This is a genomic window from Paraburkholderia haematera (assembly GCF_905220975.1).
GTDB classification, from domain to species: Bacteria; Pseudomonadota; Gammaproteobacteria; order Burkholderiales; family Burkholderiaceae; genus Paraburkholderia; species Paraburkholderia haematera.
Window position 1 is genome coordinate 83,170 of sequence record NZ_CAJNBK010000020.1, and the last position, 12,947, is coordinate 96,116.

The following is a 12,947-nucleotide window of genomic DNA, read 5'->3' on the forward strand; positions in this document are numbered from 1 at the left end:
CGCTGTTTCGATGGCGAAGAGGACATGGCTAAAGCGAAAGTATCACCGCAACGATGTGTCGGCCGGCGAGGCCCAACGCCCCGCCGTGACACTTTCAACCTGTGCAGCTAACGCACGTTCAGTTCGATTTGACCCAGACACCGCCCTTGCTTGGGGTGTCGCCCAGGGTCCACCATTGGGCGCAATATTTCGCGCTGAGGTACATCACGCAGGTGCCGCCCGAATAGGCCATGGTCGGGGACCATGTTGCAAGGGGCCCGGACAGCTGTACCCATACCGCCGACTGCCCGGGTACGTCTCCTTGCGTCCACCACTGCGCCTTGTAGGTCGTCCCCTGATACGTAACGGTCATACCTGCCGTATAAACCAGCGTGGCCGACCATGCTGCGCCGGGCACCGGCGTGCCGCCGCCTGAGCTGCCTGTACCGCCCGAACCGGATGACCCACCGCCGGTCGCACCGCCGCTTCCCGTGCCGCCACCAGAACCGCCGCCTGAGGTGCTGCCCGAGCCGCCACTGCCACTGCCGCTGCCCGACGTGGAACCCTTATACGACGCGTCCTTCGTCACGCCCGATCCCCAGTGACCGTTGAGCTGCCCGAAGATCGCGGCAAACGCATACGGCGTTTGCTGAATGCCCGAGCAACTCGGCGACGTATATGCACCGTTGTTCGGGCAGGCCTGATCGCGTCCCACCGACCAGTTGCTCAATAGCCCGAATCCGTCGGCACGTGCGACGTTCAGCACCGACTGGGCGTCGGCGAGCGTGAACGTCTCGCCCTGCACATCGTTCATCCCGATCATCGGCGTTACCCCGACCATTTGCCAAAGCTGCGCATCCGTCTTTGTCTGTCCGACCGACTTGAACGCCGTGTCGATTTGCGAGTACAGCGACGATGCGGCCTGCGTCGCTGCCTGCCCCATCTCGATCGAAGGGCTGCCGTAATCCATCGCCATGACATTGATCGCGTCGAACAAGACGTTATTGGCAATGGCTGCGTTGAGAATGTTGACACCGTCCTGAGTCAGCCCTGTCGGCATAACTGGCAGTGTGAGCGTGACGTGCAACGTCTTGCCCTTCGCCGTCATCGCCGACTGCAGTGCATGAACCGCCTGAAAATTGCGCGCAATCGCCGTGGTGTCCTGCTGCGACGCCCCTTCGATGTCGAAGTCGATGTGCGTGAGCGCATAGCTGTCGATCACCGTCTGGTACGCGCTCTGCAAGGTTGCGGCACTGGTGCATGCCTGCATCAGCGGTACGCCGTTCGCGCCACCGAACGAGATGGAAGCGTCGCCGCCCTTCGCCCTATAGTTCGTGAGCGACGTCGAGAGCGACGTGAGCAGATCGGACGTATTGCCGGGACCGATGTTCTGCACACCGCCCCACGATGGGACACACTGACTGTTGGCGGACACGACAAAAGCCATGGTGAATTGCTGGATACCCTGCTGGACACCGATCACGTCGAGTAGCGGCGTAGGCCATGCCGTCACGTCCACATAGGGTGCGTAGACACCGGAAGCGAAGGCACCGCTCATCGCACTCATGCATAGGGCCGAAGCGGCCAGGATCCTCGATGACATCCGTCTCATTTCTTCTCCGTTTTTTTTAGGGGGACGCCGAGTGCTTCGGGTAACCCGTGCAGGCGGCGCCCCCGGTTTGAAGGCGGAGTACATTATTGGCAAACGTTTGCTTCTTTGGAAGAAGACTTAACAATATATCTTCATACGAAATGGTATTCCCGGTATAAGAAGCGCCAACACAACGAAGGCTGAAGTTGCCGTCAGCAGATGAGGCAATGGGCGTTTTTTATCGGGTGAACGGTCCCTTTGGCTCATTCTGTTAGCGTTGCCAAGTTGCTGTGCCGAGTCCTGCACCGGACCGCCTGATCGCCGTGGTTCGGCGCGGCACGAAAAAAAGCCCGCCTGAGTTGCTCAGGCGGGCTTTTTTATTTGCGGCGCGTCGACCGTGACTTGGCGCTTCGATGGCGTTGACTCAGGCGCTACCGAACACGTAATTCGTCATGGCGAGCGAGCGTTGATACGTTCCAAGCGACTGGATTGCTATCGAATAATCGTCGTCCGCCGCGCCCAGTGCCGCGAATACGGGCAGCAGATGCTCGTCGGTCGGATGCATCAACACCGCATGCGGCGCCTGGCGGCGGTAGTCGAGCAACGCGTCGATGTCGTGCGCGACGAGCCTGGCCTCGAACCAGTCGGTGAATTCGGCCACGCGCGGATCGGCGTCCTCCGGGCGCGCGGAAAAATCCGCAGCGCGCAGGTTGTGCGTGATCTGGCCCGAGCCGATCACCATCACGCCGTCGTCTTTCAGCGAGCGCAGCGCGCGACCCACACGGAAGTGATGGGCAGCGTCCATGTGCGGCTGGATCGACAGTTGCGCGACCGGCACATCGGCTTCCGGGAACATCAGCAGCATCGGCACCCACGCACCGTGATCGAGGCCATGCGGCTGGGCGTCGGTGAGGATACCGTTCTCGCCGAGCAGCACGGCGGCACGGCGCGCCATATCGGGCGCGCCCGGAGCCGGATATTGAATCTCATATAACTGACGGGGGAAGCCGTAGAAATCGTGGATCGTTTCCGGCGCCGCGGCGGTGCTCGCCACCGGCTGCGCCGTGCCCCAGTGGGCCGACAGCATCAGCACGGATTCAGGACGCGGCAATTGCGCCGACAGTGCACCGAATTCGGCGGACGGCAGGGAAGGGTCGATCGGCAGCGTGGGCGCGCCGTGGGAGAGGAAAAGCGACGGTAAGCGATTCATGGCAGCAACGCCGCCGCGGGAACGCGGCGCGGAAGTAGGGTTGCTATCAATATAGGTCCGTACCGACGTTTGATAAACGGGTGAAAACGGAATTGATTGTGTCGCGAGTGTTGTTAATCCGGTTCGCGCAATCCGGCCCAAGCCGGCGACAAAGCTGGCCCGAGGGCGAACAGATCCAGCACGCGCGCCACCGTGTGATCGACCATTTCGTCGATCGTCGCAGGCTGGTTGTAGAAAGCAGGCAAGGGCGGAAAGATCACGCCGCCCATTTCGGTGACAGCCGTCATGTTGCGCAGGTGCGCGAGATTGAACGGCGTTTCACGCACGAGAAGCACGAGCCTGCGGCGCTCTTTGAGCGTGACGTCGGCGGCACGGGTGATCAGGTTGTCGGAAAAGCCATGTGCGACGCTTGCGAGCGTCTTCATCGAGCAGGGAGCGATCACCATGCCGTCGGTGGCAAACGAGCCGGACGCGATGCTCGCGCCGACGTCGCGCACCGAGTGGACGACATCCGCGAGCGGATGCACGTCTTCTTTACTCAACTGGAGTTCGTGCTGGATATTGAGCCAGCCCGCGCTCGAAATCAGTAAATGACTCTCGACGCCGCCGAGCTTGCGCAACGTCTCGAGCAACCGGATGCCGTAGATGGCGCCCGTTGCGCCGGTGATCGCGACGATCAGCCGGCGTGGCGCTGCAGCGCGTGTTTCCATGGCTCGCGGCGCCTTGTTGGAGGACAACAAACGTTCGGACAGCGGCCCTTCAGGCCGCGGCGAACAGTTGCTGCAGTTCGCCCGATTCGTACATTTCCATCATGATGTCCGAGCCGCCGACGAATTCGCCCTTCACGTAGAGCTGCGGAATGGTCGGCCAGTTCGAGAACTGCTTGATGCCCTGGCGGACTTCGTCGTCTTCGAGCACGTTGACGGTCTTGATTTCGTTGACGCCGCACGCCTTCAGAATCTGGATGGCGCGGCCGGAAAAGCCGCACATCGGGAACTGAGCGCTGCCCTTCATGAAGAGCACGACATTGTTTTCGTCGACGATTTGCTTGATGCGTTGTTGCGTATCCATGACTGACCTTGCGGTTCCGTTATGTGTAGGGAATAGGCTGAAATGATAGCGGATTTCGGTAAGACCGGCCGAGGGCCGCTTTGTCACCCTGGCGATTAAGGCCGTCCATCGAGATTAGCCGGGCCACTCTCCGCCGCTGATTCGCTCGATGCCGGCAAGATCGTGCTCCGAGCGGACTTGTGCAAATCCTTGCGCGCTCAGCAGTGCGCGCACCGCTTCCGCCTGATCGTACCCGTGTTCAATCCACAATACGCCGTTGGCGGCCAAACGGGTGGGCGCGCCGGCAATGATCTTGCGAATCGCGCTGAGTCCGTCGGCTTCGTCGGTAAGTGCGCCGCGCGGTTCGAAGCGCAGATCGCCTTCCGACAGATGCGGATCGCCGCTCGCGATATACGGCGGATTGCTGACGATCACGTTAAAGCGCAACGCTGTGTCAAGTGAGCCGTACCAGTCGCTTTGCTGCAATTCCAAGGCGCCGCCAGGGCGTTGGGTATCCAGCAGACGTGCGGCGTTGCGTGCGGCCACCGCCAGCGCTTCGGCGGAACGGTCCAGCGCCCAGACTTGCGCGTCGGGCCGCATCGAGGCAATCGCCACGGCAATTGCGCCGGTGCCTGTGCCCAGATCGAGCACGCGTGGCCGCGCGATGTTTTCCAGCGCCGCCAATGCCGTTTCGACCAGCAATTCGGTTTCGGGACGTGGGATCAGCACGTCGGGCGTCACTTCGAAATCAAGCCCGAAAAATTCGCGCCCGCCGACGAGTTGCGCCACCGGCTCACCGGCGATACGCCGCGCTTCCAGGGCCCGGTATCGCTCAACGACCGTGCTGTCGAGCGCATCATCACCGCGCGTAATCAATTGCGTATGGCGCCAGCCGAGCACGTGCGTGAGCAGAATTCGCGTTTCGAGCGGCGGGAGTGGCGAGGCGCGCAACAGCGCGGCGGGCGTGACCGGGTCCATCCGCGCTTAGTCCGCGTCGCCCAGCGATGCCAGCAACTCGGCCTGATGCTCGCTGACCAGGGCGGCGATCAATTCGTCGAGATCGCCGTCCATGAGGGCGTCGAGGCGATACAGCGTCAGATTGATCCGGTGATCCGTCAGACGCCCTTGCGGGAAGTTGTAGGTGCGAATCCGTTCCGAGCGATCGCCCGAGCCGATCAGGCTCTTGCGCGTTGCGGCTTCCTTCGCCTGCTGCTCGTGCGACTGCTTATCTTTGATGCGCGCGGCCAACACCTTCAGCGCGCGATCCTTGTTCTTGTGCTGCGACCGGTCGTCCTGACATTCGACGACGATACCCGTCGGCAAGTGCGTGACGCGCACCGCCGAGTCGGTCTTGTTGATGTGCTGCCCGCCCGCGCCGGAGGCGCGAAACGTGTCGATGCGCAGATCGGCCGGATTGATCTCGACCTCGCCGATTTCGTCTGCTTCCGGCATTACCGCCACTGTGCACGCCGACGTGTGAATGCGGCCCTGCGTTTCGGTGGCCGGCACGCGTTGCACGCGATGGCCGCCCGACTCGAACTTGAGTTTGGAATAGGCCGCCTCGCCGGCGATCCGAACGATCACTTCCTTGTAGCCGCCGAGGTCCGATTCGCTCGCCGACATCATCTCCGTTTGCCAGCGATTGCGCTCGGCAAAGCGCAGGTACATGCGCAGCAAATCGCCGGCGAACAGTGCGGATTCGTCGCCCCCCGTGCCGGCGCGAATTTCGAGGAAGATGTTGCGGTCGTCGTTCGGGTCTTTCGGCAGCAGCATTTTCTGCAATTCCGAACCGAGCTTTTCCATCCGCTCGCGCGCCGTGCGAATCTCCTCTTCCGCGAAGTCGCGCATCGACACATCCGCCAGCAGTTCCTGCGCGGTCGCCGCGTCGCTCATCGCCTGGCGCCACAGCGCGTAATGCTCGACGACCGGTCCAAGCTCGGCGTGTTCACGCGTGAGTTTGCGGTATTGGTCGAGATTCGAGGTGATGTCCTCGCGGCTCAACAGGTCGTTCAGTTCGGCCAGCCGGGTAGTGAGCTGGTCGAGCTTGCGTTGCATGCTCGTTTTCATCGGACGGGTTTCGGAGCGGACTCCGGCAAGGACGGCGACTAGGGGAGTGGGCAGATGCCCTGGTCAGAAGCATGTCGCGGGCCACTCAGAATGGCGCGGACGGTGCGGCAGGGGCTGCGCCGCTAACGCTCCGTAGAACCGGAGTGTTTGTAGAAGCCGCCCATCAACTCGATGAGCGTGTCACGGTTCTCGCTGCTTGCGCGATTGAGCGCGTGCGTGGGGCCGTGGATCAGTTTGTTGGTGAGCGATTGCGACAGCGCTTCGAGTACCGCTGCCGGGTCGTCGCCGCGCGCGAGCATTTTCTGCGCGCGTTCGACTTCAGCGCGACGCAGCACGTCGGCCTGCGTATGCATGTGGCGGATCACCGGCACGATGCTGCGCGCGTCGAGCCATTGCATGAAATTCTGCACGCGCGTTTCGATAATCGCTTCGGCCTGGGCGACCGCGGCTTGCCGCGACGCATTGCCTTCACGCACGATCGCACCGAGGTCGTCGACGGTGTACAGGAACACGTCTTCGAGCTGGCCGACTTCGGGTTCGATATCGCGCGGCACCGCCAGATCGACCATGAAAATCGGCCGGTGACGGCGCGCTTTCACGGCCCGCTCGACCGCGCCCAGACCGATGATCGGCAGGGTGGAAGCGGTACACGACACGATGATGTCGAACTCGTGCATGCGCGTGGGCAGTTCCGAAAGCGGAATGGCCCGGCCGTTGAAGCGTTCGGCGAGGCGGGTGCCGCGCTCGGCGGTGCGATTGGCAACGACGAGCTCGCGTGGCTGCTGCGCGGCGAAGTGCGTAGCGCACAACTCGATCATTTCGCCCGCGCCGATAAACAGCACGCGCTGGTTCGAGACCTTGTCGAAAATCCGCTGCGCGAGCCGCACTGCCGCCGCCGCCATGGAAACCGACTGCGCGCCGATTTCGGTGGTGCTGCGCACTTCCTTAGCAACGGCGAAGGTGCGCTGGAACAACTGGTTCAGATAGGTGCCGAGCGCGCCGGCTTCAGACGCCGTGCGTACCGCATCCTTCATTTGTCCGACGATTTGCGTCTCGCCCAGCACCATCGAATCCAGCCCTGACGCGACGCGGAACGCGTGGCGCACGGCTTCCGACTGCGGCAGTGCGTAGACATGCGGCGCGAGTTCCTCGACGGGCAGGTTGTGGTATTTCGAGAACCACTGGATCGCGGCTTCACGCGCGGCCTGGTCGTCGGTCACGCAGTAGAGTTCGGTGCGGTTGCAGGTGGACAGAATCGCCGCTTCCGGCGCCGTGCGGGTGGTGTGGCCGAGCCAGACGTTCTTGAAGGTGTCCAATGCAGGCTTGATCTGTTCGAGCGGAAACGCCACGCGTTCGCGCAAGGCGACAGGCGCAGTGTGGTGATTGATTCCGATCGTTAGAAGCTGCATATGGGGAGCTATGGTTTAGCCCAATATTATAGCGTTTTCACGATTCTTTCATTCTGAGCGCGTCATCCGGCCTCTACAACGGCTTCCGGCGGGATCGCGTCGAGCTGATAGCCGTAGCCATAAAGCGGTGTCAGGCAATAACCGTGCTCCGGGCGCAACTGCAATTTGGTCCGCACGCGCGATGCGTGGGTGTCGACCGTGCGCGACCTTACGTCGCGACGGCGTGTCCAGACGGTTTCGAGAATATGTGCGCGCGACACCGGCCGGGACAGATTGGTGAAGAGCAGGAGCGCAAAGCGGAATTCCTTCGGCGTCAGGGTAACTGTGTGGTGACGGAACGTGACGGCAAACTGCGCCGCGTCGAACGCATAGCCGCCGATCGTGTCACGCCGCCGGTTGTGCGGTCGTCGCAAACCCGCGCGACGTAGCAGCGCGTCGACCCGGGCCAGCATTTCCGGGCCGCGGACCGGTTTGATCAGGCAGTCGTCGGCGCCGGCGTGCAGCGCGGCAACGATCTGGCTCTCGCGTGGCTCCGATAGCAGCACGATCACCGGCAAGCCAGGCAGGATAGAGCGGGCGCGCGGGATCACGTCTTCGGCGGAATGGTCGCCGGCCCAGCTCTCGGTGATGAGAAGATCAAAGCACTCGTCGGCGGCGCGATGCAGGAACGGGGTGCTCGCGGTGAAGTGCTGGCACGCATGGCCGCCGGCAAAGATCAGCCGGCCGACTAATGTGGCGTGCCGAAGGTCCGGCTCGATAAGGGCGATTCGCATGGCACGCTTTCAGCTTGGCAATGACCCAGGACCAGGCTTATCCGTAAGGCTTACAACTTGCCTAACATCACCCCGACCCCTAAACTCAACCGCTATGCGGAAAGCGCCGTGCTGAACCTCTATAGTTAACGAGATAAAAATGCTAGTTGCCCAGGCCTTCTGCGCCCATGAGACGAATCTGAAACTGCGCGAGAACTGCGGCTGATGGGGTGGCCCGGAATCCTGGTGCTGGGTGCGGTGATCGGCCTCGCGGGCTGGTGGCTGCACCCGCTGCGCCGTTCGAGCCGCGCCCAATGGTGGGCGGCGCTATTGGCTGGCGTGCTGGGCGCGGGTGTCGCGCGCATGGCCGGCAACGTAGTTGGTCTCTTTCATGATGGCGACACGCTCGAATGGCCGGTATGTACCGCCATTGCGCTGGTCGCCGTTGCCGTGACGGTCGGCTTGCTGTCCCGTCGATGAATATTTGCAGGTGACTCCGATGAATGCCCGACTCCCCGAAACCTCCTCCATCCCCGAACGGCTCGCAACATTACGCAATGCGATGGCGCGCGAAGGCGTAGCCGCCTATCTGGTGCCGTCCGCCGACCCGCACCTTTCTGAATATTTGCCCGGGCGCTGGCAAGGCCGTCAGTGGTTGTCGGGTTTTACCGGCTCGGCCGGCACGCTGGTCGTGACCGCCGATTTCGCCGGCGTGTGGACCGATAGCCGCTATTGGGAACAAGCCAACGCGCAACTGGCCGGCACCGGCGTTCAGCTGATGAAGATGACCGGCGGCCAGCAGACCGCGCCGCATTTCGAATGGCTTGCGCAGAACGTCGCGACCGGCGGCACGGTTGGCGTGGACGGCACCGTACTCGGCGTGTCGGCGGCGCGTGCTTTGAGTCAGGCGCTCACCGCGCGCGGCGTGAAGCTGCGCACCGACGTCGACCTGTTCGACGCGATCTGGCCGCAGCGCCCGTCGCTGCCCGCAGCAGCCGTGTTCGAGCATGCCGCGCCGCACGCGAGCGTCGCCCGTTCGGAAAAGCTCGCGCAGATTCGCCGCGCGATGGCGGAAAAGGGCGCGCAGTGGCACTTCATTTCCACGCTCGACGACCTTGCATGGCTTTTGAATCTGCGCGGCGCCGACGTCAGCTACAACCCGGTGTTCGTGGCGCATGCGCTGATCGGCCCGGAGAGCGCGTCGCTCTTCGTCGCCGACGGCAAGGTGCCGCAAGCGTTGGCCGAGGCGCTCGCGCGCGACGGCATCCGCGTCGAGCCGTACGCAAAGGCGGCCGACGCGCTGGCCGCGCTGCCGGCCGGCAGCACACTGCTGATCGACCCGCGCCGCATTACATACGGCTCGCTGCAGTCGGTGCCGTCGGCGGTAGAGGTTGTCGAGGCGGTCAATCCGTCCACGTTCTTCAAGTCGCGCAAGACCGAGGCAGAAGCGGAGCACGTACGCGAGACGATGGAACAGGACGGCGCGGCACTGGCCGAATTCTTCGCGTGGTTCGAAGGCGCGTTGGGTCGCGAAACGATCACTGAACTCACAATCGACGAGCGCCTGACGGCAGCTCGCGCGCGCCGTCCGGGCTTCGTGTCGCTGAGCTTTGCGACGATCGCGGGCTTCAACGCGAACGGCGCGATGCCGCACTACCGCGCGACGGATGAATCGCATTCGGTGATCGAAGGCAATGGCCTGTTGCTGATCGACTCGGGCGCGCAGTATCTGAGCGGCACGACCGACATCACCCGCGTCGTGCCGGTCGGCACCGTCAGCGAGGCGCAGCGGCGCGATTTCACGATCGTGCTGAAAGGCACCATGGCGCTGTCGCGCGCGAAATTCCCGCGCGGTATCCGTTCGCCGATGCTCGACGCGATCGCCCGCGCGCCGATCTGGGAAGCCGGCGCCGATTACGGTCACGGCACCGGTCACGGTGTGGGGTATTTCCTGAACGTGCACGAAGGTCCGCAGGTGATTTCGCACTACGCGCCGGCCGAACCGTGGACGGCAATGGAAGAAGGCATGATCACCTCGGTCGAGCCGGGCATTTACCGGCCGGGCAAATGGGGTGTGCGGATTGAGAACCTGGTGCTCAACGTGCCCGCGGAGAAAACCGAGTTCGGCGATTTCCTCAAGTTCGAAACGCTGACGCTGTGCCCGATCGATACGCGCTGCCTCGACCTGTCGCTGTTGCGTGACGACGAGCGCGCATGGCTCAACGCGTATCACGAGATGGTGCGCACACGCCTGTCGCCGCATGTGTCGGGCGAGGCGAAGGCGTGGCTTGAGTTGCGTACACAAGCTATCTGATCTCGTTGCCACGACCTTACTGACGGAGCGTGCATGGCCATCAAGGCAGTCGTGTTCGATTTCGGCGGCGTGCTGATCGACTGGAACCCAGACTATCTGTATCGTCAGTTGATTCCTGACGAGACGGAGCGCCGCTGGTTTCTGACCCACGTCTGTTCGATGGACTGGGTGATCCGTCAGGACGGCGGCCAGCCGATCGTCGAAGGAACCAACGAACTGATCGCCAAGTTTCCCGATCACGCACCGCTAATCCGCGCGTTCTACGAACGCTGGCACGAGATGGTGGCCGGCGTGCTGGAAGAGGGCGTGGCGATCATGGAGAAGCTCGAGGCAGCCAATGTGCCGCTCTTTGGGCTGACGAACTGGTCGGCGGAGACGTTTCCGTATGCGTGGGAGCATTTCCCCGTGCTGCGGCGGTTCCGCGACATCGTCGTATCGGGCAGGGTGAGGCTCGTGAAGCCCGATCCGGCGATTTTCGCGGCCATGCATCAGCGGATCGAGGCGCAGTTGCCGGGCATCGAACCGCGCGAACTCGTTTTCATCGACGACAATCTTAAAAACGCCGAGGCCGCAACGGCACTTGGCTGGCACGGCGTGCACCACACGGGCGCTGCGCAAACCGAAGCGACATTACGCGAGCTGGGGTTGCCGTTCTAAGCCTACTGACCGAGTAGCTTCTTCAACGCGTTACCCAAACCTTTCACTGTTCAGCCCGCTCATCAACCAATGAGCGGGCCACCAAGCTCGCGAATTATCGCGTGATCGGCTTGTAACGCAGACGCTTCGGACGTGCCGCTTCTTCGCCAAGGCGTGCGCGTTTGTCCGCTTCGTATTCCTGGTAGTTGCCGTCGAAGAACGTGATTTGCGAATCGCCTTCGAACGCGAGGATGTGCGTCGCGATCCGGTCGAGGAACCAGCGATCGTGCGAGATCACCATGACGGAGCCGGCGAACTCGAGCAACGCGTCTTCCAGCGCGCGCAGCGTTTCGACGTCCAGATCGTTCGACGGTTCGTCCAGCAGCAGCACGTTGCCGCCCGCGATCAGGGTCTTCGCCAGATGCAGCCGGCCGCGCTCACCGCCCGACAGATTGCCGACGGTCTTCTGCTGATCGCCGCCCTTGAAGTTGAAGCGGCCAATGTACGCACGCGAAGGCGTTTCGTACTTGCCGACCGTCAGCACGTCCGCACCGCCGGAGATTTCTGCGAACACGGTCTTCGAGCCGTCGAGCGCGTCGCGGCTTTGGTCCACGTACGCGAGCTTGACCGTCGGGCCTTGCACGATTTCGCCCGAATCCGGTTGTTCACGGCCGGTCAGCATGCGGAACAGCGTCGACTTACCGGCGCCGTTCGGCCCGATGATGCCGACGATCGCGCCCGCCGGAATCTTGAAGCTGACGTCGTCGAGCAGCAAACGGTCGCCATACGACTTGCTGACGTTCTTGAACTCGATCACTTCGTTACCCAGGCGGTCGCCGACCGGGATGAAGATTTCCGAGGTTTCGTTGCGCTTCTGGTAGTCCTGGCTGTTCAGTTCCTCGAAGCGGGCAATACGCGCCTTCGACTTCGCCTGGCGGCCCTTCGGGTTCTGGCGCACCCACTCCAGTTCCTTCTTGATCGCCTTCTGACGTGCCGATTCCGACGACTCTTCCTGCTTCAGGCGCTCTTCCTTCTGGTCGAGCCAGCTGCTGTAGTTGCCCTTCCAGGGAATGCCGTGGCCGCGGTCGAGTTCGAGAATCCACTCGGCGGCGTTATCGAGGAAGTAGCGATCGTGGGTGACGGCGACGACGGTGCCCGGGAAGCGCGTCAGGAACTGTTCGAGCCAGTCGACCGATTCCGCGTCCAGGTGGTTGGTCGGCTCGTCGAGCAGCAGCATGTCCGGCTTTTCGAGCAGCAGCTTGCAGAGTGCCACGCGGCGCTTTTCGCCACCCGACAGGTGTTCGATCTTCGCGTCCCATGCCGGCAGACGCAGTGCGTCGGCGGCGATTTCGATTTGCTGTTCCGCGCTGCCGTCGGTGGTGGCGAGAATGGCTTCGTACTTTGCCTGCTCGGCGGCGAGCGCGTCGAAGTCGGCGTCCGGCTCCGCGTAGGCGGCGTAGATTGCGTCGAGTTTCTTTTGAGCACCGAAGACTTCGCCGAGACCTTCTTCCACGGCTTCACGCACCGTCTTGTTCGGATCGAGCTGCGGTTCCTGCGGCAGATAGCCGATGTTCAGGTTCGGCATCGGCGTGGCTTCGCCTTCGATGTCCTTGTCCACACCGGCCATGATGCGAATCAGCGTCGACTTGCCCGAGCCGTTCAGGCCGAGCAGGCCGATCTTCGCGCCAGGGAAAAACGACAGCGAGATGTCTTTCAGGATTTGACGCTTGGGCGGCACGATTTTGCCGACCCGGTTCATGGTGAAGACGTATTGGGCCATTTGCTTGCAATAGACGTTGACGACGCCGGCCGCGAGGGGGCGGGCGGTCGTGGGTGGATGGGTAACGGGTGTCGTGGCCGGGCAGTGTGCCCGGCGCCGGCCGGCGCGGCGTCGAGCTCAGTGTCGAACTTCGCGACGCCCCGCGCGCGGGCGGGTTGT

12 protein-coding genes are annotated in these 12,947 nt (G+C 62.9%); 3 read left to right on the top strand and 9 right to left on the bottom strand.

From position 1 onward, the window contains the following. Positions 1–118: 118 nt before the first annotated feature. The 8 genes from KHO23_RS26480 to KHO23_RS26515 form a co-directional block, all read right to left on the bottom strand. The gene (locus KHO23_RS26480; protein ID WP_211614564.1) at positions 119–1,582 is read right to left on the bottom strand and encodes a chitinase; all 1,464 of its coding nucleotides are present in this window, start codon (positions 1,580–1,582) and stop codon (positions 119–121) included. Positions 1,583–1,994: 412 nt separating this feature from the next. After that, the gene (locus KHO23_RS26485) at positions 1,995–2,780 is read right to left on the bottom strand and encodes a DODA-type extradiol aromatic ring-opening family dioxygenase (protein WP_211614566.1); all 786 of its coding nucleotides are present in this window, start codon (positions 2,778–2,780) and stop codon (positions 1,995–1,997) included. Between the two features lie 113 nt (positions 2,781–2,893). Next, on the bottom strand, positions 2,894–3,490 hold the full coding sequence (locus tag KHO23_RS26490) for a UbiX family flavin prenyltransferase (RefSeq protein WP_211614568.1): 597 nt from the start codon (positions 3,488–3,490) through the stop codon (positions 2,894–2,896). A 49-nt stretch (positions 3,491–3,539) separates the two neighbouring features. Then, positions 3,540–3,851: a Grx4 family monothiol glutaredoxin gene (grxD, locus tag KHO23_RS26495; RefSeq protein WP_211614571.1), complete on the bottom strand. Its 312-nt coding sequence runs from the start codon at positions 3,849–3,851 to the stop codon at positions 3,540–3,542. Between the two features lie 114 nt (positions 3,852–3,965). Beyond that, positions 3,966–4,808, bottom strand: a complete 843-nt coding sequence (prmC, locus tag KHO23_RS26500; RefSeq protein WP_211614573.1) for a peptide chain release factor N(5)-glutamine methyltransferase — start codon at positions 4,806–4,808, stop codon at positions 3,966–3,968. A 6-nt stretch (positions 4,809–4,814) separates the two neighbouring features. Next, positions 4,815–5,897: a peptide chain release factor 1 gene (gene prfA, locus KHO23_RS26505; protein WP_211614575.1), complete on the bottom strand. Its 1,083-nt coding sequence runs from the start codon at positions 5,895–5,897 to the stop codon at positions 4,815–4,817. 122 nt (positions 5,898–6,019) lie between these two features. Then, a complete protein-coding gene (hemA, locus tag KHO23_RS26510; RefSeq protein WP_211614577.1) occupies positions 6,020–7,306 on the bottom strand; it encodes a glutamyl-tRNA reductase in 1,287 nt (428 codons plus the stop codon). 62 nt (positions 7,307–7,368) lie between these two features. Further along, complete coding sequence (locus KHO23_RS26515) at positions 7,369–8,079, bottom strand: response regulator transcription factor (protein ID WP_211614579.1); 711 nt, start codon at positions 8,077–8,079, stop codon at positions 7,369–7,371. A 204-nt stretch (positions 8,080–8,283) separates the two neighbouring features. On the opposite strand from KHO23_RS26515, the gene KHO23_RS26520 reads away from it, so the two are divergent. Genes KHO23_RS26520 through KHO23_RS26530 form a run of 3 tightly spaced genes read left to right on the top strand, consistent with a single transcriptional unit; the run spans position 8,284 to position 11,029 of the window. Beyond that, complete coding sequence (locus KHO23_RS26520; RefSeq protein WP_211614581.1) at positions 8,284–8,538, top strand: hypothetical protein; 255 nt, start codon at positions 8,284–8,286, stop codon at positions 8,536–8,538. 19 nt (positions 8,539–8,557) lie between these two features. After that, on the top strand, positions 8,558–10,372 hold the full coding sequence (locus KHO23_RS26525) for an aminopeptidase P family protein (RefSeq protein ID WP_211614583.1): 1,815 nt from the start codon (positions 8,558–8,560) through the stop codon (positions 10,370–10,372). Between the two features lie 33 nt (positions 10,373–10,405). Next, positions 10,406–11,029: an HAD family hydrolase gene (locus KHO23_RS26530; protein ID WP_211614584.1), complete on the top strand. Its 624-nt coding sequence runs from the start codon at positions 10,406–10,408 to the stop codon at positions 11,027–11,029. Positions 11,030–11,123: 94 nt separating this feature from the next. On the opposite strand, the gene ettA is transcribed toward KHO23_RS26530, so the two are convergent. Then, entirely contained in the window at positions 11,124–12,788 is a 1,665-nt protein-coding gene (ettA, locus tag KHO23_RS26535; protein ID WP_211614585.1) for an energy-dependent translational throttle protein EttA, read from the bottom strand. Positions 12,789–12,947 lie beyond the last annotated feature (159 nt).

Bases quoted from the DNA above. Each gene is read 5' to 3' on its own strand.
- prfA (WP_211614575.1), bottom strand. From the start codon at position 5,897: ATGAAAACGAGCATGCAACGCAAGCTCGACCAGCTCACTACCCGGCTG.
- grxD (WP_211614571.1), bottom strand. From the start codon at position 3,851: ATGGATACGCAACAACGCATCAAGCAAATCGTCGACGAAAACAATGTC.
- KHO23_RS26490 (WP_211614568.1), bottom strand. From the start codon at position 3,490: ATGGAAACACGCGCTGCAGCGCCACGCCGGCTGATCGTCGCGATCACC.
- ettA (WP_211614585.1), bottom strand. From the start codon at position 12,788: ATGGCCCAATACGTCTTCACCATGAACCGGGTCGGCAAAATCGTGCCG.
- KHO23_RS26525 (WP_211614583.1), top strand. From the start codon at position 8,558: ATGAATGCCCGACTCCCCGAAACCTCCTCCATCCCCGAACGGCTCGCA.
- prmC (WP_211614573.1), bottom strand. From the start codon at position 4,808: ATGGACCCGGTCACGCCCGCCGCGCTGTTGCGCGCCTCGCCACTCCCG.
- KHO23_RS26515 (WP_211614579.1), bottom strand. From the start codon at position 8,079: ATGCGAATCGCCCTTATCGAGCCGGACCTTCGGCACGCCACATTAGTC.
- hemA (WP_211614577.1), bottom strand. From the start codon at position 7,306: ATGCAGCTTCTAACGATCGGAATCAATCACCACACTGCGCCTGTCGCC.
- KHO23_RS26520 (WP_211614581.1), top strand. From the start codon at position 8,284: ATGGGGTGGCCCGGAATCCTGGTGCTGGGTGCGGTGATCGGCCTCGCG.
- KHO23_RS26485 (WP_211614566.1), bottom strand. From the start codon at position 2,780: ATGAATCGCTTACCGTCGCTTTTCCTCTCCCACGGCGCGCCCACGCTG.
- KHO23_RS26480 (WP_211614564.1), bottom strand. From the start codon at position 1,582: ATGTCATCGAGGATCCTGGCCGCTTCGGCCCTATGCATGAGTGCGATG.
- KHO23_RS26530 (WP_211614584.1), top strand. From the start codon at position 10,406: ATGGCCATCAAGGCAGTCGTGTTCGATTTCGGCGGCGTGCTGATCGAC.